The following is a 23,498-nucleotide window of genomic DNA, read 5'->3' as shown; positions in this document are numbered from 1 at the left end:
GTATTTCATGCGATAAGGACTTATGAGCGCACTTTCACAAAACAAATCAACCCTCTGAACAATGGCATGAAAACATCTGCCGCCTTTCGGTCTGCATAATGCGGCGCATCAGTGGCCGGGACATGCGAAGATGCGGTGACGGAGGCAACGAGCATGAAGCAGCTCTACGAGCGCCACAGCACGGCGAGTACCCCTGAGCGCCTTGATGCCGCGGTGCGCGCTGCGATCGGCGACCACGCAGCAGCGCACCAGCTCGGCGACGTGCTGGCGCAGGCGCAGGCGATCTGCGAAACCCACAGCGTGCGGCTGTACCGCGGTGGGCTGCTCGCCAGGATCACCGGCTCGGCAGACGCGGATCGCGAGCACCGGAGCGTGGCCGCGCTGACCCCGCGCTACCTGGTCATCGCCGTGTCCGGCGAAAAACGGGGAACCCACGTTCGCTCGGCGCGGCTTGAGGCGATCAGCACCCGTCCCGGCCTCGCCGGGGTGCCTGACTTCGGCGTCGACGTCGTCGGGCACTGGTCCGGCGCGACCGACGATCAGGCGGACGCCGGGTTCTACCTCGGTCTCGGCGCCGACCAGAGCGGGCAGGATTTCGCCGACCGGCTGCGCGCCGCGGTCTCTGCGGCCAAAGCTCGCTGACCTAGGCTTTCGGCGGTTCCGGGGGCGCCCCGACGAAGGACAACGCGGCGGCGGCGCCGGTTGTGCCCAGCAGGCCGGTGCCGCAGTGCGGTCCCGGATGCCCGGTGAGCGGCTACGCTGGCATGAGCACCAGGGTGAGGTGCCACCGCAACCGAAGGTCCACACGATGAGAGCTTCCAGCGATCCCCTCGACAACCGCGGTTTCGCCGTCCCGGCCACCGGCTGGGCACCGGCCCGCGAGCCGGGCATGAAGCCGACCGAACCGATCCCGCTGCGTCAGACCCGAACCCGCCGGACGGTCGACCTGTCGCCGGCCCAGCACCGCGGGCTCGACCTCTGGCAGCGGGAGGCCGCCGACCGCGTCGGCTGTGCGCGGATCACCGGCCAGGAAGTCATGACAGCGCTGATCGACCAACTGCTCACCGACCCGGAACTGTCCGCCCAGATCATTCGGACCCTGCGGTCGCGCCGGTAGTACCGACGCGCCCACAGGGTCCGACTTCGTCTAGCCCCGCTCGGAGCTCACTCGGCCAGGATCGCCGTGCAGTTCGAGCGGGTCGGAACACCGTTGAAGCGATCGCTGACCCAGGCCATGCTGCGCTCACCGTCGACGAACTGCGGCAGCAGGATATTGATGTCCATCTTGTTGAACAACGGCGGCTGCTCGTTGGTCCACAGTTCGACGTCGGCGCCTTGGGTGCACCAATCACGCGCGGTGTCATGAGCAGACGTGTACGGCGCCAACGGGTCCCACCGGTTGTGCGAGATATACACCGGGCCCTTGGGTTTGATGTTTCCGACCCGTTGCGAGGCGAAGATCGTCTTGAAGGGCTCGGAGGTGGCGATCGCATTCAAGTCGTCCTTGAACCAGAACTCCAGGTGGCGGAAGGCGTAGTCGACGCCACCCTGCACCAGGCAGGTGTGCCCGCTCCAGTCCAGCATTTGGACTCCGCGCGGGGTCAGCGAATCCCAAATGGGTTGCTCGGTCTCGGGATACGAAGCCTGGATACCGCGCAGCAGGTAGCCGGCGAGTACGGCCAGGAAGTTGCCGTCGACGGAGGGAATAGCCTCGACCACGTTGGTCAACGGTGCGTTGGCATAGGTACCCACGATGTTGAGTTCAGGCGCATAGGTTGACGCCAGCTCGGCCGCCGACAACGACGCCTGACCGCCGGACGCCCAACCCCAAAATGCCACCGGCCCATGCGGATCCAGAGAGGTACCGGGCAGCTTCTGAGCCGCGCGGGCCGCGTCGAGCAGCGCGGTTCCGGCAGCGACCCGGTTCAAGAACTGAGGCGACTGCGGGCCGTGCGTGCCCAGCCCGACTCCGTCGGTCACCACGATCGCGAAGCCGCGGGCCAGCAGCGTAGCGATGAAGCCCTCTTCGTAGTTGAACGTCAGGTCGAAGCCCTGCGAGAAGTGGATGCCCTGGTCTAACAGTCGCGACGGGGCGCACTGCTCACCGACTCCGTACGGACCGGTCGCATAAGCGATCAGGGGGCGCGGGCCGTTACCCGGCCAGGGCACGTCGGGTTCGATGTAAGCCCCGGTTACCGCAACCGGATGCGCCTGAGCATCAGTACTGCGGTACATGATCCGCGTTCCGGTTCCGACGAAGGCGCCCAGCTGACCAGAAGGTTCCAGCACCAGCCGCAGCGGTTCGGTCCGGATCAGATCACCCGGCTTCCCGGCCGGAAGCGGGGCCGGAGGCGTGTAGAAGGCCTCGTATTTGATGTCGTCGGCCTGCGCCACCGGGTCGGCCACCAGAGTGAGCGAACCGGCGGCCAGCGCCATCGCCGCTACGACCGCCACCGTCCGGCGGCCGGATCGCCGGCCGGCGGCCGGCGTGCCTGCTGAGCCGGCGGTGGTGCAGTCAGTACGCGCCCGCCATCGATGGATCACCTTGGACAAGTCACCACGACTAATCGAAACCCTCATTGACTCTTCCTCTTTGGACGCTTGGACTGGCGGCACACCAGGCGCGCTGTGATCACCGTGCGTCGGACGGCGATTCAGAACGGAATGAAATGTCACTCCATGACGATTGGCAACAGGCTGCCCACTAGTGAGCACAGGTCACAAAGCTGTGAACAGCGGCTTAGCGTTTGATAACAATTAGCGCCACGGCGAGCCGAAATTGGCGCCTCGGCAAGTTTCGCTGGCCCGCCACCGGCCGCCGCTTCCCCCCGCACACCGTCACACCGGCTGCGCGCGTCGCATCGGCGATCCTCCCCGGCACCTTTGAAATCACCTTGCGTTTTAGAGCCGGCCACCGCATCGACGCTGTTCAGCGCCGGTTAGCGGGGTTCGCTGGGTCGGCGCGCGTGTTGGCCCGCGCCGAGTCCCCCGCGTTGTATCTCGTGGCAGCGCCAGACATCCGGTGCGCCACTTCATTTCCCAAGGAGCCCCTATGACCGTCGTCACGGAGCGACCGGCCGCCAGCGGCCAGGTCCTCGCCCACGTGCTCGCCACCGCTGACCGAGTCGCCGAAGAGTTGCGCGAGACCGCCGCGGAGCGCGACCGGGCGAACGGCACGCCGCGCGCCGAGATCGAACTGTTGCGCAGCAACGACCTGCTCCAGATCCAGGAGCCGGTCGAATACGGTGGGTCCGGTCTGAACTATGCGCAGGCCTCGCTGGTCACCCGGCGGATCGCCCGCGGCGACACCTCCATCTCCCACCTGCTCGGTTACCACTACGCCCAGACCCGGGTCGCCAGACTGTTCGGCACGCCGGAGCAGGCCGACGCCCAGTCGCGTCGCAACGCCGCCGAGAAGCTCTTCTGGGGCGGCATCCAAAACCCGCGTGGCAGCACCGGATTGGTGCTGACCCGCGACGGCGACGGCTTCCGGCTCAACGGCAGCCGCACCTTCGCCAGCGGCGCCAGCACCGGTGACCAGCTCTCGGTCACCGCGCTGCTGGACGGCTCTCAGGTGTTTCTGTCCCTGGACGCCCGCGGCGGTCGGCAAGGTTTCACCTTCCTCGACGACTGGGACAACATCGGCCAGCGCCTCACCGACTCCGGCGGGGTCCGCGTCGTCGACGCCCGAATCGAACATCACGAGGTGCTCGGTGAGGAACCGTTCACCGGAGGCACCCTGAGCCCGTACCAGACCCTGATCACCCCGCACTGGCAGCTGGCGTTCGTGAACTTCTATGTCGGGACCGCCGAGGGCGCGCTCACCGAGGCGCTGGACTGGGCCAGGACCAAGGCCACCCCCTGGGAGTCCTCGGGTGTCGACCGGGCGACCGACGATCCCTACATTCTGCAGATCGTCGGCGAAGTGGTCAGCCAGGTGCGCGCCGCCGCCCTGCTGGCCGACCGGGCCGGCGAGGCGCTGCAGAACGCCATCGACATCGGCCCCGGACTGACCGAGGATCAGCGTGCCGAGGCCGCGATCGCGGTGTACGAAGCGAAGTACCTCACCACCGAGGTCGGCCTGCAGGCCGTCAGCCGGCTGTTCGAGATCCAGGGGGCCCGTGCCACCACCAGCGCGTACGGCTTCGACCGGCATTGGCGCAACCTGCGCACGCACACCCTGCACGACCCGGTCGCCTACAAGGCGCGCGAAGTCGGTGACTGGGTGCTCAACCACCGGCACCCCGAATTCTCGCTGTACCGCTGATGGCCATCACCCTGCATTGGTTCCTGCCCACCAACGGCGACTCCCGCAGCGACTTGAGCCTGGGCAACGCCGTTGGTGCGGCAGGCAGCCGCGTGAACAACCCCTACGGCGCCGACCGCGCACCAGACCTGGACTATCTGCGCATGGTCGCCGGAGCGGCGGAGAAGCTGGGGTTCGCCGGGGCGCTGACCCCGACCAGCAGCTGGTGTGAGGACGCGTGGGTGTTCACCGCGGCGCTGAGCCAACTCACCACCCGGTTCAAGTACCTGGTGGCTTTCCGCCCGGGACTTCAGGCACCGACGCTGGTCGCCCAGGCGGCGGCCACCTTCCAGCGGGTCTCCGGGGGCCGGCTGTTGCTCAACGTCGTCACCGGCGGTGACGACGTTGAGCAACGACGGTTCGGCGACGACCTGGACAAAGACGCGCGTTACCGGCGCGCCGGGGAGTTCCTGACCGTGTTCCGGCAGTTGTGGTCCGGCGAACCCGTGACGTTCCACGGCGATCACCTGTTCGTCGAGGACGCGACCATCGTGCCCGCAACGACCTGGCCCGAGATCTATCTCGGCGGGTCCTCGGCGGCCGCGGTCGACGTGGCGGCCGAGCACGCCGACGTCTACCTGACCTGGGGCGAGCCGCCCGCGCAGGTCGCCGACAAGCTCGACACGGTGCGCCGGCGGGTCAAGGACCTGGGCTCTGACCGCCGGGCCGCCGGCGACCTGCGGTTCGGAATCCGGCTGCACGTCATCAGCCGGCCCACCGCGGCCGAGGCCTGGGCCCAAGCCGACCGGCTGCTGGCCGGGCTGAGCCCCGAGCAGATTCAGCGGGCCCAGCAGATCCAGCGCAGCTCCGGATCCGAGGGCCAGCGGCGGATGACCGAACTGCACGGCGGCCGGACCGACAACCTCGAAGTGTCGCCGAACCTCTGGGCCGGCGTCGGCCTGGTCCGGGGTGGAGCCGGCACCGCCCTGGTGGGCAGCCACGAAGAGGTCGCCGATCGCATCGAGGAGTACTACCGCCTAGGGCTGGACGAGTTCGTGCTGTCCGGTTACCCCCACCTGGAGGAGGCGTTCTCGTTCGGGGAGGGTGTCCTGCCGATTCTGGCCGAACGGGGTCTGCTCGGCCCCACACCGACTACCTAAAAGGAAGACAAGGCAATGCCGACCTACCCCCTCACGCCGCTGAGCTTCGCCTACTGGGTCCCCAATGTCAGTGGCGGACTGGTCACCTCGACAATCGAGCAGCGCACCGACTGGAGCTACGACTACAACGTCGCCCTGGCCCGGATCGCCGAGGAAGCCGGATTCGAGTACGCGCTGACCCAGGTCCGCTACACGGCCAGCTACAGCGCCGAGTACCAGCACGAATCGACGAGTTTCAGTTTGGCGCTGCTGCTGGCCACCCAGCGGCTCAAGGTGATCGCCGCGGTGCACCCCGGGATGTGGCAGCCCGGCGTACTGGCCAAATGGCTGGCGACCGCCGACCACCTGTCGAACGGGCGCGTCGCGGTCAACATCGTCAGCGGCTGGCTCAAAGACGAGTTCACCAAGCTCGGCGAGCCCTGGCTCGAACACGACGAACGCTACCGGCGCAGCGCCGAGTTCATTCAGGCGCTCCGCGCGATCTGGACCGAGAGTCCGGCCAACCTGGCCGGCGACTTCTACCGGATCCGCGATTTCAACCTGGCACCCAAACCGCTGTCGTGGGAAGGCCGGCCCCACCCGGAGATCTTCCAGGGGGGCAACTCCACCGCGGCCCGCGCCAATGGCGGCCGTTACTCCGACTGGTACTTCTCCAACGGCAACGACTTCGACGGTGTCACAGCGCAACTGGCCGACCTTCGCCGGATCGCCGCCGATTCCGGCCGCGCCGAGGCGCCTCGCTTCGGCCTGAACGGTTTCGTCATCGTGCGCGACACCGAGACTGAGGCCAAAGAGGTGCTGCGGGAGATCATCGCCAAGGCCGATAAACCCGCGGTCGAGGGATTCGGCGCGGCGGTGCGGCAGGCCGGCGCCTCGACCGCGGACCAGCGGGGCATGTGGGCGGACTCCAGCTTCGAGGACTTGGTGCAGTACAACGACGGCTTCCGCACGCAGTTGATCGGTACCGCCGAACAGGTCGCCGAGCGCATCGTCGCCTACCGGAAACTGGGCGTGAACCTGATCCTCGCCGGATTCCTGCACTTCCAGGAGGAGGTCGAGGCCTTCGGCCGCAAGGTGCTGCCGTTGGTGCGCGAACTGGAGGCACAAGCCGGCCTGGCGCCCGCACCCGCGCCGGCACTGTCGTGACCGCCGGAACCGCGGTGCGCCTGGCGAACCACGCCGAGGCGGTCGCCGCGGCACAGGCATTCGCCGACGCCGTGCGCCCCGGCGCGGCCGACCGGGACCGGGCCGGGAGCGTTCCGCGTGCCGAACTGGCCGACTTCGACCGCTCCGGTCTGCCGGCGATCACCGTACCGGTGGCCGACGGCGGGTCCGGGCTGGGACCGGGAACCCTCGCCGAGGTGATCCGCACGATCGCCGCCGCCGACCCGGCGTTGGCGCAGATCCCGCAGGGCCATTTCCTGGCCGTCGACATCCTGCGCCTGCTGGGCACACCGGACCAGCGCAGCCGGCTCCTGCGCGCGGTGACCCAAGGCGGCCGTATCGCCCCGGTCCTGGCCGAACGCGGGGGCACGCACGCCCTCGACCTGAAAACCCGCCTCGTCGCCGACGGCCCGGGATGGCGCTTGGAGGGGGTCAAGTACTACAGCACGGGTGCCATCACCTCGCACTGGCTGGCCGTCAGCGCCCTTGACCCCGACGACCAGCTGGTCCTGGCGTTCGTCGAACGCGAGCGCGCCGGGGTGCGCATCGACGAGGACTGGTCGGCGATGGGCCAGCGTTCCACAGTCAGCGGCACAACGACTTTGGACGGCGTCCGCGTCGATGCCGGATTCGTCCTGCCGTACGGAACGGTGTTCGCCGCGCCCCAGTTGCTCGGGGCGCGGGCGCAGCTGGTGCACGCGGCAATCGAGGCCGGGATCGCCGAGGGAGCACTGGCCGACGCCGCGGAGTTCGTCCGCACGCGCAGCCGGCCGTTCTCCGAGGCCTACCGAACCGCCCAGGCGCCGACCGCCGCCGAGGATCCCAACATCCGGTTGCGGATCGGCCGGTTGGCCACCCGCACACGTGCCGCGGTGCAACTGCTGCGCTGGGCAGCCGCCGTCCTCGACGAGTCGGGTCTGATTCCGGCCGGCCCGGACACCGCGGCACAGGGGTCGATCGCGGTGGCGCAGGCCAAGGCGTTCGCCAGTGAGGTGGCGGTCGATGTGGCCAGCGAGCTGTTCGCGTTGACCGGTGCCAGCGGAACCGACCTCAAGCACGGACTGGATCGGCATTGGCGCAATGCCCGCACGCACAGCGTGCACGACCCCGTGGATTGGAAGTACCACCACATCGGCGCATGGGAGCTGACCGGGGTCCGGCCGCCCAATCACGCGCAGATCTGACCCGGCGAGCTCGTCAGCCGACGCTGTCGCGGACCCTCGCGGTCGTCGCGGCGAGCTCGTCGGCCGTGTACACCGGGTCGCCCAGCTCAGCGTCGGCGATCGGCAGCTGAACCCAGCTGGAGCACCCGGCATACTCAGGGCTGCGCTCCAGCCGCACCGGGACCGACAGCGGCAACACCTGGACCACCAGCACCGTCAGCCGGTGCTTCGGCCGGAAATCCAGCCGGTCGGCACGCACCGATTCCGCGGTCCAGATGTGCAGGTCAGCGATGTCCTCCAGCGCGCCAGGCCGGTCGACAGGCAGCGCCGCAACGACTTTCGCCGCCGCGCGCACCAGTATCTGCTCGGCGGTGGAGTCCGCGGCGGCCGGCGCGAGCAGGTCACGGTGTTCGGGACGAACGCGCTCAGCGTGGCTGTGCACCGAGGTAGGGAACAGCAGGAACTCGTCGGCGCTGACTTCGAATCGCTTCTCGTGAATGCCGCCTTTGCGCAGCAGAATTCGTTGCCGACCCGCCAGCAGCGCCGCTACGACAGCGCTCCACTCCTTCAAGGCCATACCGTGCATTCCCCTCAGCGTAGCCCCGGCTACGGTGAACTGGTGAGCGACGACATTCTGCTGGTCCACACGCAGGACCGCATCCGAACCCTGACCCTCAACCGTCCGCAGGCCCGCAATGCGCTGTCCGCGGCCTTGCGCGACGCCATCTTCAGCGCGCTGGCCGCCGCCGATGCCGACGCAGATGTCGACGTGGTGATCCTCACCGGAGCCGACCCGGTCTTCTGCGCGGGTCTGGACCTCAAGGAGTTCAGCGAATCCACGGCGCTGCCCGACATCTCCCCGCAGTGGCCGCCGATGACCAAACCGGTGATCGGCGCCATCAACGGCGCGGCGGTCACCGGCGGGCTGGAATTGGCCCTGTACTGCGATGTCCTGATCGCATCGGACCAGGCCCGGTTCGCCGACACGCACGCCCGCGTCGGCCTGTTGCCGTCCTGGGGCCTCAGTGTTCGCCTCCCCCAGAAGGTCGGGGTCGGTCTGGCCCGCCGGATGAGCCTGACCGGCGATTACCTGTCGGCGTCCGACGCACTGCGGGCCGGCCTGGTCACCGAAGTGGTGCCCCACGATGAACTGCTTGCGACCGCACGCGCCGTGGCCGGCTCGATCGTCGGCAACAATCAGGCCGCGGTGCGGGCGTTGCTGGCCTCCTACCACCGCATCGACGAGTCGCAGACGGCCACCGGACTGTGGATCGAGGCGATGGCGGCCAAGCAGTGGCTGCACACCGTGAGCGGCGCCGACGTCGCCGCCAACCGGGCAGCCGTGCTCGAGCGCGGGCGCTCCCAGGTGCAGTAGCGCCTCACCAGTTTGGAGTCCCGGGCGTGACTGCACCCCGACCGCGCCACCGGCTTGACGAAAAGCCCAGGTAGACAGTCATTTGCCGCCACGGCGGCGAGGCCGCGATTAAGGTGACCTGGTGATCTTCTGCTGGTCGGCGTAGCCATGGCCCCGCACTACCCGCCCCATTCCCCGTATCCGTACGGCCCGCCGCATCCCTATGGCAGCTTCCCGCCGCCGCGCCGCAGGCCTTGGGATGTGATCGCCGCGATCCTGCTCGCGGTGTTACTGATGTTGGCATGCGGATTCGGTGTGATCCTGTCGATGTACGCGGGGATGATCACCGACAAGTGCTCGGGGGCCCGCCACTGCAGCGACAGCCTGATCTACGCCGCCTACCTGGTGACCTGGGGCGGCATCGGGGCAGCCCTCCTCGTCACCCTGATCGGCATGGTCCGCAGTGGGCTCAGTCGGCGCACCATGATCGGCTGGCCGGCGCGGGGTTGGGCGATCTTCGTGCTGACCTTCGCTGCGGGTGGTCTGCTGTTGAACGCCGGCGTGGGCGGCTGACCTACGGCCGACCAGCCCGCACCCATCGCCCCGACAGGGCCCGCCAGCCGACGAACAGCAGCCGCAGCACGATGAACGTGGTCAATCCGGACCAGATCCCGGCCAGCCCCCAGTTGAGCACCAGGGCCAGCCAGGTCAGCGGCAGGAAGCCGACCAGGGCACTGACCACCGTGGCGGTCCGCATGAACGCTGCGTCCCCGGCACCCAGCAGCACGCCGTCGAGCGCGAAGACGATTCCGGCAAGGGGCAATTGGGCCACGAGAAACCACCACGGCACGCCGACGGCCGCCAGCACCGCGGCGTCGCCGGTGAACAACCCCGGCACCACAACCCGGCCCGCGGCGAGCACCGCGGCCAGCACCCCGGCCGCGACCGCCGAGAACACCGTGACGCGGACCGCCACCGACCTCGCCTGGCGCACCTGCCCGGCGCCGAGCGCCGCGCCCACCAGGGCCTGAGCCGCGATCGCCAGCGAATCGAGCACCAGCGCCAGAAACGTCCACAGCTGCAGCACGATCTGGTGGGCAGCCAGGGCCGCCGCCCCGAACCGGGCCGCCACCGCGGCTGCCGAGACGAAGCAGGCTTGAAAAGCCAGCGACCGCACCATCAGGTCCCGGCCCAGCACCAGTTGCCTGCGCAGCACCGCAGCGTCGAGCCGCAGCGAAACCTGCTCGGTTCCCAAGGCACGCAGAAACAGCAGCGCCGCAAGCCATTGGCCGGCACAGTTGGCCACCGCCGAACCGGCCAGCCCCCACCGCGGCAGGCCCAGTGCCCCGAACACCAGCAGCGGGCACAGCACGGCCGACAACGCAAAACCGGCCACCACGTAGCGCGGCGGACGCGAGGTGTCCTGCACGCCGCGCAGCCATCCGTTTCCGGCCAGCGACACCAGGATCGCGGGCACTCCCAGGATCGCGATCCGCAGCCAGGGCAACGCGGCCTGCGCAATGCTGTCACGCCCGGCCACCGCCGCGACCAACGGCACCGCGGCGGCCTGCACCACCACCACGACCAGCACCCCCAATCCCAGTGCCAGCCATGTCGCCTGAACCCCCTCGGCGACCGCGGCAGGTCGGTCGCCGGCACCGAAGTGGCGCGCCGCACGCGCGGTGGTGCCATAGGACAGAAACGTCGCCTGCGAACCCACCAGGCCCAGAATCAGCCCGCCGATCGCCAGTCCGGCCAGGCCGAGCGCCCCGAGCCGACCGACCACCGCGGTGTCGAACAACAGATAGAGCGGCTCGGCTGCCAGCACCACCAGCGCCGGCAGCGCCAGCGCCGCGATCTGGCGGCCGCCGGCAGTGCTGTCGTGCATAGCCACCATCTTGGGCTAGATCGGGACGGCTCCCGACCGCGGGACTAGCCCAGGGCGGCGACCAGGGACCCGACCACGTCGTCGATGTCCCCTGCCGCGGTGTAGCCGGCTGCCAGCCGGTGTCCGCCACCGCCGAACCCGCACGCCACCGCCGCGAGGTCCACCGTCGCCTTAGCGCGCAGGGACACCGCCCAGCGCCCCGGTTCGGTCTCCTTGAACACCGCGGCCACCTCGGCTTCTGCGGTGGTGCGGACGATGTCGACGATGCTCTCCACCTCCTCGGGCCGGGCGGTGGTCCACTCGAGATGGTCGACGACCGCATAGACCAGCCCGCGCCCGCCCGCGGCATCTCCCAGCAGCCGGGCCTCGGCCAATACCCGCGACAGCATCGTCAGCCAGCCGAACGGATGAGTGTCCATCACCGCGCGGGCGACCGCCGCATTGTCCACTCCGGCATCCACCAGTCGCGCCGCCAGCCGGTGCGCGCGAGCACTGGCCCACCGGAACGATCCCGTGTCGGTGGCCAGCCCGGCATACAGGCAATGCGCCACGTCCACATCGATCGGCTCGCCCCAGGCATCGATCAGTTCCGCGACCATCATGGTCGTCGAATCCGCCGTCGGGTCAACGAAATTGGCGGTTCCGAACAGCTGGTTCGAGGCATGGTGGTCGATCACCAGCAGTTCGGGCGCGGCAGCGGCCTGCTCCTGCAGCTCTCCGAGCCGGTCAGCGCTGGAGACATCGACGGTGACCACCAGATCGGCGTCGCGGCGCAGCGCCTCCGGGCCGACCAGCAACGCCCCGCCCGGCAAGGACTGCAGCGACTGCGGCAGCGTGGCGGGGCGGGCGAAACTGACCTGGGCGGATTTGCCGCGCCGACGCAGGACCGTCGCCAGCGCGAGCCCGGCACCGATGGTGTCGGCATCGGGGTGCACATGACAGATCACCGCCAGCGTGCTCGCGCCCGTCAGCAGGTCCACGGCTGCAGCGGCATCCACCCGCCGGCCCGTGGGCAGCGGATCAGTTGACCGGCTGCTCACCGTCACCGCTGTCGTCGGCGCCCGCTGATCCGGGCACCTCCCGATACGGGTTGGGGTCTCCGACCGGTTGCTTACCCTCCCGGATCCGGGCCAGGTCGGCGTCGGCGGCCTGAGCTGCGGCCAGCAGTTCCGCCATCCGGTGCGCCGCATCGGGCACGGTGTCCCGGACAAACGTCAGGGTGGGGGTGAACCGCACCCCGGTTCCCGCGCCGACCTTGGACCGCAGCACGCCCTTGGCCCCCTCCAGGGCGGCTGCCGCGCCGCCGTAGTTGGGGTCGTCGTCCAAGGAGCGGCCGAGCACCGTGTAGTACAGGGTCGCGTCGTGCAGGTCGGCGGTGACCTTCGCGTCGGTGATCGTCACGCCGGCCAGCCGCGGATCCTTGATCTCGTACTCGATAGCCGAGGCGACGATCGTCGAGATCCGCTTGGCCAGCCGGCGTGCGCGTGCCGGGTCAGCCACGGTTAGGTCCGCGCCTTCTCGACGAGCTCGTAGGTCTCGATGACGTCGCCTTCCTTGATGTCGCTGTAGGTCAGCGTCAGACCACACTCGTAGCCGTCGCGGACCTCGGTGACATCGTCCTTCTCCCGGCGCAGCGAGGAGACGGTGAGATTCTCGGCAACCACCACCGAATCACGCAGCAGCCGCGCCTTGGCGTTGCGGCGCATGATGCCGGAGGTGACGAGGCAACCTGCGATGTTGCCGACCTTCGAGGACCGGAAGATGGCGCGAATCTCCGCGCGCCCCAGCTCCTTCTCCTCGTAGATGGGCTTGAGCATGCCCTTGAGCGCGCTCTCGATCTCCTCGATGGCCTGGTAGATGACCGAGTAGTACCGGATCTCCACGCCTTCGCGGCTGGCCAGCTCGGTGGCCTTGCCCTCGGCACGCACGTTGAACCCGATGATGATCGCGTCCGAGGCCGAGGCCAGGTTGACGTTGGTCTCGGTGATGCCACCCACGCCACGGTCGATCACCCGCAGGGTGACCTCGTCGTCGACCTGGATTCCCATCAAGGCCTCTTCCAGCGCCTCGACGGTACCGGCGTTGTCGCCCTTGAGGATCAGGTTCAGCTGGCTGGTTTCCTTCAGCGCCGAGTCCAGGTCCTCCAGCGAGATCCGCTTGCGCGAGCGCGCCGCCAGCGCGTTGCGCTTGCGCGCACTGCGCTTGTCGGCGATCTGGCGGGCGATCCGGTCCTCGTCGACCACCAGCAGGTTGTCACCGGCACCGGGCACCGAGGTGAACCCGATGACCTGCACGGGCCGCGACGGCAGCGCCTCTTCCACGTCGTCGCCGTGCTCGTCGACCATGCGCCGCACCCGGCCGTAGGCATCGCCGGCGACGATCGAGTCGCCGACTCGCAGCGTGCCGCGCTGGATCAGCACGGTGGCCACCGGACCGCGACCGCGGTCCAGGTGTGCCTCGATCGCCACACCCTGGGCCTCCATGTCGGGGTTGGCCCGCAGGTCCAGGGCGGCGTCGGCGGTCAGCAGCACCGCCTCCTCCAGGGCAGCGATGTTGGTGCCCTGCTTGGCGGAGATGTCGACGAACATGGTGTCGCCGCCGAAGTCCTCGGCAACCAGCCCGTACTCGGTGAGCTGCCCCCGGATCTTGGCCGGGTCGGCACCTTCCTTGTCGATCTTGTTGACCGCCACCACGATCGGCACGTCAGCAGCCTGGGCGTGGTTGATGGCCTCCACGGTCTGCGGCATGACGCCGTCGTCGGCGGCCACCACCAGGATCGCGATGTCGGTGGCCTTGGCGCCGCGGGCACGCATGGCGGTGAACGCCTCGTGGCCCGGGGTGTCGATGAACGTGATCAGCCGCTCGGAGCCCTCGAAGTCGACGGACACCTGGTAGGCGCCGATGTGCTGGGTGATGCCGCCGGCTTCGCCCTCGCGGACGTTGGCCTTGCGGATGGTGTCCAGCAGTCGGGTCTTGCCGTGGTCGACGTGACCCATGACGGTCACCACCGGCGGCCGGCTCTGCAGATCCTCCTCGCCGCCCTCGTCCTCGCCGTAGGTCAGGTCGAAGGACTCCAGCAGCTCGCGGTCCTCGTCCTCGGGCGAGACGACCTGGACCACGAAGTTCATCTCGCTGCCGAGCAGTTCCAACGTCTCGTCGCCCACCGACTGAGTGGCAGTCACCATCTCGCCGAGGTTGAACAGCGCCTGCACCAGAGCAGCCGGGTTGGCATCGATCTTCTCGGCGAAGTCGCTCAGCGACGCACCGCGGGCCAGCCGAATGGTCTCGCCGTTGCCGTGCGGCAACCGCACCCCACCGACGACCGGCGCCTGCATGTTCTCGTACTCGGCGCGTTTCGCCCGCTTCGACTTGCGTCCCCGCTTGGGCGCGCCGCCGGGCCGACCGAAGGCACCGGCCGCCCCGCCACGCTGGCCGGGTCGTCCGCCGCCACCGCCGCCGCCACCGGGACGACCGCGGAACCCACCGCCGCCGCCCGCGGGCGCGCCGGCAGCTCCACCGGGACCGCCGGGACCGCCGCCGCGGTAGTTACCGCCGGGACCGCCGGGCCGGCCGGCGGGCGCTCCGGGACGGGCACCGCCGCCGGGCCGCGGCGGGCCACCGGGGCGCGGGCGGCCCTGTGCGCCGAAGTTGCTGCTGCGTCCGGGCATGTTGCCCGGGGTTGCGCCACCGCCGGGACGCGGCATTCCTGGCCGGGGCGCTCCGCCCGGGCGCGGCGCCTGCGGGTGCGGACGCGGGATGGCGCGCTCCACCGGCTGCGCCGAGGAGAACGGGTTGTTGCCGACGCGCGGGGGACGCGGAGCACCGGGCTTGGGCCCCGGGGTTGCCGGGCGCGGGCCGGGAGCGGGCGGTGCCGCGGGTGCCGCGGCGGCCGGCGGGGGCGTCTCGGCGACGGGCGCTGCCGGAGCAGCCGGTGCCGCCGGCTTGGCCGGGGCGGGCGCGGCGGGCTTGGGGGCCTCGCCGTTGCCGGTGGCCGCCGGTGCCGCCGGCTTCGCCGGGCCCGGAGTTGCCGCGGGGGCTGGGGCGGCGGCCTTGGGGGCCGCCGGGGCAGCGGGTGCCTCGGCCTTCGGCGCGGGCTTGCCACCGCCGAAGGACTCACGCAGCCGACGCGCGACGGGGGCTTCCACGGTTGAGGATGCCGACTTGACGAATTCGCCCTGTTCGCTCAGGCGGGCGAGAACTTCCTTACTGGTGACACCGAGTTCCTTGGCCAACTCGTGTACGCGGGCCTTTGCCACTACTTCTCCTGTCTATGAGGCGACAGCGGTGGTGGGCCGCGCCTCGGGTTTAGCTATGACGCATTGTCATCGGGACTTCACGGTGTGCTCATGTTCTTCGCTACCTGTTCTGTTGACCGGAGTGGTTGAGCTGGTCTTCCAATCCCTCGAAGTACTCCTCCACCCCGGATACATCCGGAGAACCGCTGATCCGCAGCGCCCGCACGAAAGCCCGTCTCCGAATCGCCGCGTGCAAGCACTCCGGTGCGGGATGCAGCCATGCCCCCCGCCCCGGCTGGTTGGCCGCCCGGTCAACGATCACGGCACCATTGCCGTTCTCGGTTGACACCGCGACCATCCGAAGCAATTCGACGGTCAACGCCCGTTTCCGGCACCCGACACACGTGCGCACCGGTCCGTCTGGGCAACGGTGCATCCGCGAGGCGGCTGTCGAAGTCTCGCGCTGGATCACGGCTCAGTCTACCCATAGAACGGCGATCACCCGAACCAATGGAATTCGAACCCCGTCCTGCGCTTTCTCAGGTCTCCTGCGCCACACCCTGACCTGCTGCGCGCTCGACTCCCTCGGCACCGGGTTCCGGGGTGTCGCTGCGGATATCGATGCGCCAGCCGGTCAGCCGGGCCGCCAGCCGGGCGTTCTGCCCTTCCTTGCCGATGGCCAGAGACAACTGAAAGTCCGGGACCACCACGCGCGCCGCCCGGGCAACCGGGTCGATCACCGTGACCGACACCACCTTGGCCGGCGACAGCGCGTTGCCCACGAAGCGGGCCGGGTCCTCGTCGTAGTCGATGATGTCGATCTTCTCGCCGGCCAGTTCGCTCATCACGTTGCGCACCCGTTGCCCCATCGGACCGATGCAGGCGCCCTTCGCGTTGAGCCCGGGGACCTTCGAGGCCACCGCGATCTTGGATCGGTGCCCGGCCTCGCGGGCGACCGCGACGATCTCCACCGAACCGTCGGCGATCTCGGGAACCTCCAGGGCGAACAGCTTGCGCACCAGGTTCGGGTGGGTGCGCGACAGTTCGATCCGGGGCTCGCGCAGTCCGCGGGTCACCCCGATGACGTAGCAGCGCAGCCGGTCGCCGTGCTCGTAGGCCTCGCCGGGGGCCTGCTCCGCGGGCCGGATGACCCCGTCGAAACCCTTGGCCTCGGTCCCCAACCGCACCACGATGACACCGCGGGCGTTCTCCCGGGCGTCGCGCTGCACGACGCCGGCGACGATGTCGCCCTCGCGGGCGGAGAACTCGCCATAGGCCTTCTCGTTCTCGGCGTCGCGCAGCCGCTGCAGGATCACCTGACGCGCCGTCGTGGCCGCGATCCGGCCGAACCCCTCCGGGGTGTCGTCGTATTCGCTGATCACGTTGCCGTCGGCGTCGGTCTCGCGCGCCAGCACCCGCACCACACCGGTTTTGCGGTCGACGTCGATCACCGCGTCGGCCTGGTGACCTTCGGTGTGACGGTAGGCGGTGAGCAGAGCCGACTTGATCGTGTCCACGACCACATCGACCGAGATGCCCTTGTCGGCCTCGATCGCGTGCAGCGCCGCCATGTCGATGTTCATAAGCGCCACTCCTCTTCGTCGCCGGCGCGGGTCATGCTCCGGCCTCTGTTCCGGTGTCCCGGGCCTGCAGGCCCGCCAACTCCAACTCACGCGCGCTCGGCGGCGAGAACTCGACTTGTACCACCGCCCGACTGATGTCACTCAGCGGCAGGCGGCGCAGGTTCCAGTCCCGGCCGGCGCGCACGACCAGCGTCACGACGTCATCGGCGACCACGCCCATCCGGCCGGTCAGGGTGCTCTCGTCGGACAGCGTCAGCTCGACTTTGCGGCCGTGCGCCCGGCGGAAATGTTTCGGGGTGGTCAGCGGCCGGCCCACCCCGGGCGAGCTGACCTCCAGCACGTACTGGCTGTCGAAGTCCAGGGTGTCGAGCAGCGCCGAGGCCGAACGCGACAGCGCGGCGGCGGTGTCCAGATCCAGCGGGGTGTCGCCGTCGGCCACGACGGTGATGCGCGGCAGCGCATCGCGCTCGTCGACGAGGACCTCTTCGATCTCATACCCGGCACGGCTGAACTCAGCATCGAGCAGCTCGATCACCTGTGTCTGGGAAGGTAGCCCGGTGGGCACGGCGAGCTCCTCGTCTTGAGTTGTCCAGTCGGCGCGTTCCCACGCGCCGGGCGCGGCCAGGAACCAGTCATCAACGATACGCCGTGGGCAACACAGCCACAGCAAACCGGCAAAAGCGCGAGTCAGAGTATCGCGGCCCGTTGGCGGCCACGTCACGTCCCCCGGATGCGGGCGTGGTGGCAGGATGTCTTAAATGCCCAGCCCCCCATCCGCCATCGACCGACGGCGCGTGCTGACCGGGGCCGGAATGCTCGCCCTGCTGGCGGTCGTGACGCCGGCCTGCGGTTCGGCCCCGACCCCGCCCGCCATCAGCGAGCTGGAGGCGCAACGCCAGCGCGCGCTGCGCGACAGTGCGCTGGCGGCCGCTGCGGCCGCCGCGCTGACCGACCCGGACGCCAAGGCGCTGAACGCCGCACTGGATCAGGTCTCGCAGGAGCGTGCCGAGCACGCCCGCTCGCTGGCCGCCGAGATCACCCGCACCACCGGAAAGCCCATCCCCGACGACTCGCAGGCCACTGCGGCGGCGCCGGATGGCTCGGGTCCGACGGTTTCGCAGGTGATCAGCGCTTTGCGGGAGGCCGCCGAGGGTGCCGGCGCGCTGGCTGTCGCGTCGTCGGGCTACCGGGCGGGACTGTTGGCCTCGATCGCCGCCGCCTGCACCGCCTCCTACGCTGTCGCCTTGGTGACGCAGGCATGACATCTCCCGAACCCGGCCCGGTCTCCGGGCCCGACGCCGCGCTGCGAGATGCGCTGACGACCGAATACGGTGTCGTCTACGGCTACGGCCTGGTGTCGGCGTACTCACTGCCGGAGTTCAACGGCCTGGTGGTCACCGCCATCCGCCGTCACCGCGAACGCCGGGACCGCACCATCGCGCTGTTGACCGGCCGCGGTGTTGCGGTACCGCCCGCCGCCGCCGGCTACCAGGTGCCCACGCCGGTGACCACCTCCGATGACGCGTTGCGGCTGGCGGTCCGCATGGAAAACGACACCGCGACAGCCTGGCGCGCGGTGGTCGAGCAGGCCCACGAGGCCGGCGACCGGGAATTCGCGGCGACCGCGCTGGGCCAGAGCGCGGTGCTGGCCGCGCACTGGAGCCGCGCACTGGGAGACTGGCCGATCACCCAGGCCTTCCCGGGCGGCGCGGACTAGCCGGCCGCCGGACGGCCTGCTGGGGTCGCGGCCCGGGTCCCGGTCAGCGCCCGAGCGCCGCCAGGACCTGCCGGGCCAAGTCCGCACCCACGGCCAGCTCACGGGTCTCCCCGGAGAAGCGGTCCCGCAGTTCGACGACACCGTCGGCCCAGCCGCGTCCGACAACCACGATCCACGGCACCCCGAGCAACTCGGCGTCTTTGAACTTCACCCCCGGTGAGGCCTGCCGGTCGTCGAAGAGCACCTCCAGACCGAGCCGGTCCAGCTCGGCGGCCAGCTCGGTCGCACCGGCGCGGGCCGCGTCGTCTTTGTTCGCGATCACCACGTGCACATCGAAGGGGGCGACCTGCGACGGCCAGCGCAGGCCCAGTTCGTCGTGCTGCTGTTCGGCGATCACCGCGACCAGCCGCGACACCCCGACACCGTAGGAGCCCATCGTGAGCCGCACCGGACGGCCGTCCTCGCCGAGGACGTCGACACCGAAGGCGTCGGTGTACTTGCGGCCCAGCTGGAAGATGTGGGCGATCTCGATGCCCCGCGCGCTGACCAGCGGACCCGCCCCGTCCGGCGAGGGATCCCCGTCGCGGACCTCGGCCGCCTCGATGGTGCCGTCGGCGACGAAGTCGCGCCCGGCCACCAGCCCCACCACATGCTTACCGGGCGCGTCGGCACCGGTGATCCAGCTGGTGCCGTCCACCACTCGCGGGTCGACCAGGTAGCGGACTCCGTTGTCCAACAACGCCTTCGGTCCGATATAGCCCTTCACCAGGAACGGGTGCTCGGCGAAATCCTTGTCGTCGAGCAGGGTGTACTCGGCGGGTTCGAGGGCTGCCCCGAGCCGCTTGTCGTCGATCTCGCGGTCCCCGGGCACCCCGATGCCCAACAGTTCCCAGTCGCCGTCGGGTTGGCGGACCTTGAGCAGGACGTTCTTGAGGGTGTCGGCGGCGGTGACGGTGCGGTCGAGGGCCTCGTTGGCCCAGTCCACCAGGGTGGCGATCGTCGGGGTGTCGACCGTGTCGTGGATCTGCGGCTCGGCCAAGCCGTCGAGCGGCAGCGGCTCGGGGCTCGCGGTGACCACCGCTTCGACGTTGGCGGCGTAGCCCGACTCCACACAGCGCACGAAGGTGTCTTCACCGACGGCGCTCTCGGCGAGGAACTCCTCGGAGGCCGATCCGCCCATGGCGCCGGATACCGCCGAGACGATCACATAGCGCACGCCGAGCCGGTCGAAGATCCGCTGGTATGCCGCGCGGTGCGCGTCGTAGGCGGCGGCCAGGCCCGCTTCGTCGACGTCGAAGGAGTAGGAGTCCTTCATCACGAACTCGCGGCCGCGCAGGATCCCGGCGCGGGGCCGCGCCTCGTCGCGGTACTTCGCCTGGATCTGGTACAGCACGACCGGGAAGTCCTTGTACGAGCTGTACTCCCCCTTGACCGTCAGGGTGAACAGTTCCTCGTGGGTGGGCCCGAGCAGGTAATCGTTGTCGCGGCGGTCCTTCAACCGGAACAGGCCGTCGCCGTATTCGGTCCAGCGGTTGGTGGTCTCATACGGCGCGCGCGGCAGCAGCGCCGGGAACAGGATCTCCTGGCCGCCGATGGCGTTCATCTCCTCGCGCACCACCCGCTCGATGTTGCGCAGCACCCGCAGGCCCAGGGGCAGCCAGCTGTAGAGACCGGGGGCGATCGGCCGGACATAACCAGCCCGCACCAGCAGCTTGTGGCTGGGAACCTCGGCATCGGCGGGGTCGTCGCGCAGGGTGCGCAGGAACAGTTCGGACATCCGGGTGATCACAGCGGGAGAGCCTATCTTTCGCGACGGGCGGACGCCGACTCGCACCGTGGAGCCCGCCGGGGCACCGGCGCCGCCTCCGGCGGGCTAGAGCTTTCCGGCCTCCACCGCCTCAAGGGTGTGCTGGGCGCGGGCGATCTGATCGGCGGAGAAACCGATGAGCAGCGCCGCACCGCCCACCAGCAGGGCGATCGCGGCCACCCACAGCAATGAATAGGTGTAGCCATGCCCCAGCGCATCCAACTGGGCGGGGGTCATGTTCTTCACCGGACCGCTGGTGCCGCCGAGGTAGAGCGTGCGCGAGGTTTGCACGGCCTGGATGGCGACCAGCACCACCGGACCGCCCAGGTTGTAGACCATCAAGGTGATCGCCGAGACAGGACCGATCTCGCGGGGACCCACCTCGGCCAGGGCGCACAGCGGCAGGATCACCGCGATCATCCCGATGCCCACCCCGCCCACCACGATGGGCATGAACAGATCCGGGAAGTACGGAATGTCGCGCGTCAGCGTGGACCCGTACAGCATGGCGCCCCAGACCAGCGCGCCGCCGCCGATGACCAGCCAGCGCGGTGCGGTCAGCGGCGCCATCCGGGCCGCCAGCACGGTGCCGAGCCCGAATGCCACCGCGAACGGGATGAAGCAGATGCCGGCCCGCAACGCCGAGTAGCCCAGCACGTCCTGCACCAGCAGCGCGATCATCACCGTCAGCGTCAGCATCACCCCGCCGGCCATGAACAGCGCGACGAACGTCATCACCCGATTGCGGTTGTCGAACACCTCGGCGGGAACCAGCGGGTTGACCGCGACTCGTTCGACCAGAAAGAACCCGGCGAAGAACACCACCGCGGCCGCGGCCGAGCCGAAGACCAGCGGACCTTTCCAGCCCTGCGGCGGGCCTTGGGTGAACACCAGCACCGCGGCACTGCACCCGGCGGTGGCGAGCAGCGCCCCGGGCAGGTCGAGGCGCAACCGCTCGCGGTAGGTCTCGCTCACCCGCGCCGCCGCGATCGCGATGATCACGATCCCGATCGGGATGTTGATCAGGAACGCCAGCCGCCACGACACCACGGTCAACGCCCCGCCGAGCACCAGGCCCAGCACCGAGCCGACGCCCTGCATGGCGGCCGACACCGCCAGCGCCTGATTACGGGCGCGCCCCGGGGCGTAGGTGGTGGCGATCAGCGCCAGGCCGGTCGGTGCCGCGACTGCGGCACCGATGCCCTGGACGGCCCGGGCGGCGATCAGGGTGGCGGGGTCGGTGGCCAACCCGCAGACCAGCGAGGCGAGCGTGAACAGGCCCACCCCGGAGATGAACGCGCGCTTCTGCCCGATGGCGTCGCCCACTCGGCCGCCGAGCAGCAGCAGGCCGCCGAAGGTCAGGACGTAAGCGGTGATGACCCAGCTCTTGGCGGCATCGGACAGGTCGAGATCGGCCTGCATCCGCGGCAACGCCACCACGACGATGGTGCCGTCCAGCGTCGACATCAGCTGCATGCCGGTGATCGCCAGAACGGCGATCCCGAGCACGCTGGTCGACAGCGAGCGGCCAGCCGACTGGGCATCCCCCGGTGCCGCCATAGCTGGCCAGCTTAGCGACAGCGGACCCGCTCAGCCGGGAATTCGGGGTGAAGTCACAGGGTGCCGGCGCCGAAGGCGTCCTGCACGTCCTGGGCGTGCGCAACCTGTTTGGCGGTGTAACCGATCAGCAGGGAAATCGCGCCGACCAGGACCGCCACCGCGGCTATCCACAGCAGCCCGTAGGTGTAGGCGGAATCCAATGCGGCGATCTGCGCCGGGTTCATGGTTTTGACCGGCATGTTGGTGCCGCCGAGGTACAGGGTGCGCGAGGTGATCACGGCCTGGATGACCGCCAGCACGATCGGTCCACCCAGGCTTTGCAGCATCAGGGCGATTGCCGAGGTGGGGCCGATCTGGTCGAAGCCCACGCCGGTGATCGCCGACAGGGTCAGCGGCACCACGATCACGCCGATCCCGAGCCCACCGAGCACGATCAACGTGACGAAGTTCGGGAAGTACGGGAGGTTCCGGTTGATCGTCGAGCCGTAGATCATCGCGCCCAGCAACACGACGCCGCCGGAGATCACCAGCACCCGGGGTGGGAACCGGCGCACCAGCTGCGAGGACGCCGCCAGGCCCACCCCCAGGCCGATCACGAATGGGATGAATCCGACTCCGGCGCGCAGGGCCGAGTAGCCCATCAGATCCTGCACGTACAGACCGATGGTCACGGTCAAGGTGAACAGCACGCCGCCGGCGAGGAAGATCGCCGCGAAGGTCAGCAGCCGGTTGCGCTCCTTGAACAGGCTGAACGGCACCACTGGGTTCTCGGCGGTGCGTTCCACCACGGCGAACGCGAGCAATGCCACGATCGCCAGCACGCCCGAGCCGATCGTGACGACCGAGACCCAGCCCTTCTCCGGACCGATCGTGAAGGCGAACACCGCCGCCGTGCAGCCCAGCGTGGCCAGCAGCGCGCCGGCGGCATCCAGCTTCATCCGCTCCCGGTGGGTCTCGGTCAGCGCGGTGCGGGCCAGGTAGATCATCAGCAGACCGATGGGCACGTTGATCCCGAAGGCCAGGCGCCACGACACCTCGGTCAGCGCGCCGCCGATCACCAGGCCCATCACCGATCCGACGGCGGTCATCGCGCCGAATATCGCGGTGGCGGCATTGCGGGCCGGCCCCTTGGGGAAGGTGGTGGCAATCAGCGCCAGTGCGGTCGGCGAGGCGATGGCCGAGCCGACGCCCTGCAGGAGCCGCGCGATCACCAGCGTGGGGGCATCCCAGGCCACGGCACACAGGACAGACGCGATGGTGAACAGCGCCACCCCGCTGATGAAGGTGCGCTTGCGGCCGATGGTGTCCCCGAGCCGCCCGCCGAGCAGCATCAGGCCACCGAAGGTCAGCACGTAAGCACTGATCACCCAGCCACGACCGGCGTCGGACAAGCCCAAGTCGTCCTGGATCTTAGGAAGCGCGACGATGGCGACGGTGCTGTCCATGGTGGCCAGCAGTTGCATGCCGCCGATGGCGATCACGGCGTAGATGAAGCGACGGGACGGCAGCCGGGAGGCGACATATTTGCTGGTCCAGCTCACGAGATCGGAGCCGGACCGCCCCGTGGGAACCGATCCGCCAGCACTTTCGGACCGCTGTGCGGTCACCCGCCCTGCATCAT

22 protein-coding genes are annotated in these 23,498 nt (G+C 69.6%); 10 read left to right on the top strand and 12 right to left on the bottom strand.

Translation table 11 applies throughout. From position 1 onward, the window contains the following. The first annotated feature begins 153 nt into the window (after positions 1 to 153). Together AWC02_RS20685 and AWC02_RS20680 are read left to right on the top strand one after the other, a co-directional pair. A complete protein-coding gene (locus AWC02_RS20685) occupies positions 154 to 642 on the top strand; it encodes a hypothetical protein (RefSeq protein WP_085130726.1) in 489 nt (162 codons plus the stop codon). A 166-nt stretch (positions 643 to 808) separates the two neighbouring features. Beyond that, positions 809 to 1,117 carry a hypothetical protein gene (locus tag AWC02_RS20680; protein WP_085130724.1) on the top strand — a complete coding sequence of 103 codons (309 nt, stop codon included), beginning with the start codon at positions 809 to 811 and terminating at the stop codon, positions 1,115 to 1,117. Between the two features lie 47 nt (positions 1,118 to 1,164). Here AWC02_RS20680 and AWC02_RS20675 read toward each other — a convergent pair whose 3' ends face one another. Then, entirely contained in the window at positions 1,165 to 2,436 is a 1,272-nt protein-coding gene (locus AWC02_RS20675) for a lipase family protein (RefSeq protein WP_085130722.1), read from the bottom strand. A 616-nt stretch (positions 2,437 to 3,052) separates the two neighbouring features. Here AWC02_RS20675 and AWC02_RS20670 point away from each other — a divergent pair. Genes AWC02_RS20670 through AWC02_RS20655 form a run of 4 tightly spaced genes read left to right on the top strand, consistent with a single transcriptional unit; the run spans position 3,053 to position 7,754 of the window. Further along, a complete protein-coding gene (locus AWC02_RS20670; protein WP_085130720.1) occupies positions 3,053 to 4,267 on the top strand; it encodes an acyl-CoA dehydrogenase family protein in 1,215 nt (404 codons plus the stop codon). Continuing rightward, on the top strand, positions 4,267 to 5,406 hold the full coding sequence (locus tag AWC02_RS20665; protein ID WP_085130718.1) for an LLM class flavin-dependent oxidoreductase: 1,140 nt from the start codon (positions 4,267 to 4,269) through the stop codon (positions 5,404 to 5,406). The genes AWC02_RS20670 and AWC02_RS20665 overlap by 1 nt, the downstream gene beginning before the upstream one ends. Positions 5,407 to 5,421: 15 nt before the next feature. Beyond that, positions 5,422 to 6,552: a dimethylsulfone monooxygenase SfnG gene (gene sfnG, locus AWC02_RS20660; protein ID WP_085130716.1), complete on the top strand. Its 1,131-nt coding sequence runs from the start codon at positions 5,422 to 5,424 to the stop codon at positions 6,550 to 6,552. Continuing rightward, complete coding sequence (locus AWC02_RS20655) at positions 6,549 to 7,754, top strand: acyl-CoA dehydrogenase family protein (protein WP_085130714.1); 1,206 nt, start codon at positions 6,549 to 6,551, stop codon at positions 7,752 to 7,754. The genes sfnG and AWC02_RS20655 overlap by 4 nt, the downstream gene beginning before the upstream one ends. A 13-nt stretch (positions 7,755 to 7,767) precedes the next feature. Here AWC02_RS20655 and AWC02_RS20650 read toward each other — a convergent pair whose 3' ends face one another. Next, positions 7,768 to 8,319, bottom strand: coding sequence for a DUF1802 family protein (locus AWC02_RS20650; RefSeq protein WP_085130712.1), 552 nt, complete (start codon positions 8,317 to 8,319; stop codon positions 7,768 to 7,770). 33 nt (positions 8,320 to 8,352) lie between these two features. On the opposite strand from AWC02_RS20650, the gene AWC02_RS20645 reads away from it, so the two are divergent. Both AWC02_RS20645 and AWC02_RS20640 read left to right on the top strand, forming a co-directional pair. Beyond that, positions 8,353 to 9,108: an enoyl-CoA hydratase gene (locus AWC02_RS20645; protein WP_085130710.1), complete on the top strand. Its 756-nt coding sequence runs from the start codon at positions 8,353 to 8,355 to the stop codon at positions 9,106 to 9,108. 147 nt (positions 9,109 to 9,255) lie between these two features. Further along, on the top strand, positions 9,256 to 9,660 hold the full coding sequence (locus AWC02_RS20640; RefSeq protein WP_133055669.1) for a hypothetical protein: 405 nt from the start codon (positions 9,256 to 9,258) through the stop codon (positions 9,658 to 9,660). A 1-nt stretch (position 9,661) separates the two neighbouring features. Here AWC02_RS20640 and AWC02_RS20635 read toward each other — a convergent pair whose 3' ends face one another. The 7 genes from AWC02_RS20635 to rimP all read right to left on the bottom strand — a co-directional run bounded on the left by AWC02_RS20635 (position 9,662) and on the right by rimP (position 17,358). Beyond that, positions 9,662 to 10,975: an MATE family efflux transporter gene (locus AWC02_RS20635; protein WP_085130706.1), complete on the bottom strand. Its 1,314-nt coding sequence runs from the start codon at positions 10,973 to 10,975 to the stop codon at positions 9,662 to 9,664. 44 nt (positions 10,976 to 11,019) lie between these two features. Beyond that, entirely contained in the window at positions 11,020 to 12,015 is a 996-nt protein-coding gene (locus AWC02_RS20630) for a DHH family phosphoesterase (RefSeq protein ID WP_419179300.1), read from the bottom strand. Next, positions 11,996 to 12,475 (bottom strand): 30S ribosome-binding factor RbfA, encoded by a 480-nt coding sequence (gene rbfA / locus AWC02_RS20625; protein WP_085130702.1) that lies wholly within the window; start codon positions 12,473 to 12,475, stop codon positions 11,996 to 11,998. Before rbfA ends, AWC02_RS20630 begins: the two co-directional genes overlap by 20 nt. A 2-nt stretch (positions 12,476 to 12,477) precedes the next feature. Further along, positions 12,478 to 15,231, bottom strand: coding sequence for a translation initiation factor IF-2 (gene infB, locus AWC02_RS20620; RefSeq protein WP_085130700.1), 2,754 nt, complete (start codon positions 15,229 to 15,231; stop codon positions 12,478 to 12,480). Between the two features lie 100 nt (positions 15,232 to 15,331). Further along, positions 15,332 to 15,568 (bottom strand): YlxR family protein, encoded by a 237-nt coding sequence (locus AWC02_RS20615; RefSeq protein ID WP_237160554.1) that lies wholly within the window; start codon positions 15,566 to 15,568, stop codon positions 15,332 to 15,334. A 181-nt stretch (positions 15,569 to 15,749) separates the two neighbouring features. Beyond that, entirely contained in the window at positions 15,750 to 16,793 is a 1,044-nt protein-coding gene (gene nusA, locus AWC02_RS20610) for a transcription termination factor NusA (protein ID WP_085130698.1), read from the bottom strand. Between the two features lie 31 nt (positions 16,794 to 16,824). Further along, positions 16,825 to 17,358: a ribosome maturation factor RimP gene (rimP, locus tag AWC02_RS20605; protein WP_085130696.1), complete on the bottom strand. Its 534-nt coding sequence runs from the start codon at positions 17,356 to 17,358 to the stop codon at positions 16,825 to 16,827. A gap of 193 nt (positions 17,359 to 17,551) precedes the next feature. Between rimP and AWC02_RS20600 the strand changes: the two genes are divergently transcribed. Both AWC02_RS20600 and AWC02_RS20595 read left to right on the top strand, forming a co-directional pair. Then, positions 17,552 to 18,055, top strand: a complete 504-nt coding sequence (locus AWC02_RS20600; protein ID WP_085130694.1) for a hypothetical protein — start codon at positions 17,552 to 17,554, stop codon at positions 18,053 to 18,055. Then, positions 18,052 to 18,510 (top strand): ferritin-like domain-containing protein, encoded by a 459-nt coding sequence (locus AWC02_RS20595; protein ID WP_085130692.1) that lies wholly within the window; start codon positions 18,052 to 18,054, stop codon positions 18,508 to 18,510. The genes AWC02_RS20600 and AWC02_RS20595 overlap by 4 nt, the downstream gene beginning before the upstream one ends. Before the next feature lie 43 nt (positions 18,511 to 18,553). Here the strand turns inward: AWC02_RS20595 and AWC02_RS20590 are convergent, their stop codons facing one another. From AWC02_RS20590 to AWC02_RS20580, 3 genes are all read right to left on the bottom strand, one after another. Further along, entirely contained in the window at positions 18,554 to 20,299 is a 1,746-nt protein-coding gene (locus AWC02_RS20590) for a proline--tRNA ligase (RefSeq protein WP_085130690.1), read from the bottom strand. Positions 20,300 to 20,383: 84 nt separating this feature from the next. Continuing rightward, positions 20,384 to 21,877: an MFS transporter gene (locus tag AWC02_RS20585; protein WP_085130688.1), complete on the bottom strand. Its 1,494-nt coding sequence runs from the start codon at positions 21,875 to 21,877 to the stop codon at positions 20,384 to 20,386. 53 nt (positions 21,878 to 21,930) lie between these two features. Then, positions 21,931 to 23,340 carry an MFS transporter gene (locus AWC02_RS20580; protein ID WP_419179303.1) on the bottom strand — a complete coding sequence of 470 codons (1,410 nt, stop codon included), beginning with the start codon at positions 23,338 to 23,340 and terminating at the stop codon, positions 21,931 to 21,933. Between the last annotated feature and the right edge of the window lie 158 nt (positions 23,341 to 23,498).

It is taken from the genome of Mycolicibacter engbaekii (assembly GCF_002101585.1).
GTDB lineage: Bacteria > Actinomycetota > Actinomycetes > Mycobacteriales > Mycobacteriaceae > Mycobacterium > Mycobacterium engbaekii.
Note: the sequence above shows the minus strand (reverse complement) of the source record. Positions and strands in the feature narration are given on the sequence as shown.

Excerpts from the sequence above, each read along its gene's own strand:
- AWC02_RS20685 (WP_085130726.1), top strand. The coding sequence starts at position 154 with ATGAAGCAGCTCTACGAGCGCCACAGCACGGCGAGTACCCCTGAGCGC.
- AWC02_RS20680 (WP_085130724.1), top strand. The coding sequence starts at position 809 with ATGAGAGCTTCCAGCGATCCCCTCGACAACCGCGGTTTCGCCGTCCCG.
- AWC02_RS20675 (WP_085130722.1), bottom strand. The coding sequence starts at position 2,436 with ATGGCGCTGGCCGCCGGTTCGCTCACTCTGGTGGCCGACCCGGTGGCG.
- AWC02_RS20670 (WP_085130720.1), top strand. The coding sequence starts at position 3,053 with ATGACCGTCGTCACGGAGCGACCGGCCGCCAGCGGCCAGGTCCTCGCC.
- AWC02_RS20665 (WP_085130718.1), top strand. The coding sequence starts at position 4,267 with ATGGCCATCACCCTGCATTGGTTCCTGCCCACCAACGGCGACTCCCGC.
- sfnG (WP_085130716.1), top strand. The coding sequence starts at position 5,422 with ATGCCGACCTACCCCCTCACGCCGCTGAGCTTCGCCTACTGGGTCCCC.
- AWC02_RS20650 (WP_085130712.1), bottom strand. The coding sequence starts at position 8,319 with ATGCACGGTATGGCCTTGAAGGAGTGGAGCGCTGTCGTAGCGGCGCTG.
- AWC02_RS20640 (WP_133055669.1), top strand. The coding sequence starts at position 9,256 with ATGGCCCCGCACTACCCGCCCCATTCCCCGTATCCGTACGGCCCGCCG.
- AWC02_RS20635 (WP_085130706.1), bottom strand. The coding sequence starts at position 10,975 with ATGCACGACAGCACTGCCGGCGGCCGCCAGATCGCGGCGCTGGCGCTG.
- AWC02_RS20615 (WP_237160554.1), bottom strand. The coding sequence starts at position 15,568 with ATGGTCGCGGTGTCAACCGAGAACGGCAATGGTGCCGTGATCGTTGAC.
- nusA (WP_085130698.1), bottom strand. The coding sequence starts at position 16,793 with ATGAACATCGACATGGCGGCGCTGCACGCGATCGAGGCCGACAAGGGC.
- AWC02_RS20600 (WP_085130694.1), top strand. The coding sequence starts at position 17,552 with ATGCCCAGCCCCCCATCCGCCATCGACCGACGGCGCGTGCTGACCGGG.
- AWC02_RS20595 (WP_085130692.1), top strand. The coding sequence starts at position 18,052 with ATGACATCTCCCGAACCCGGCCCGGTCTCCGGGCCCGACGCCGCGCTG.
- AWC02_RS20585 (WP_085130688.1), bottom strand. The coding sequence starts at position 21,877 with ATGGCGGCACCGGGGGATGCCCAGTCGGCTGGCCGCTCGCTGTCGACC.
- AWC02_RS20580 (WP_419179303.1), bottom strand. The coding sequence starts at position 23,340 with ATGCAACTGCTGGCCACCATGGACAGCACCGTCGCCATCGTCGCGCTT.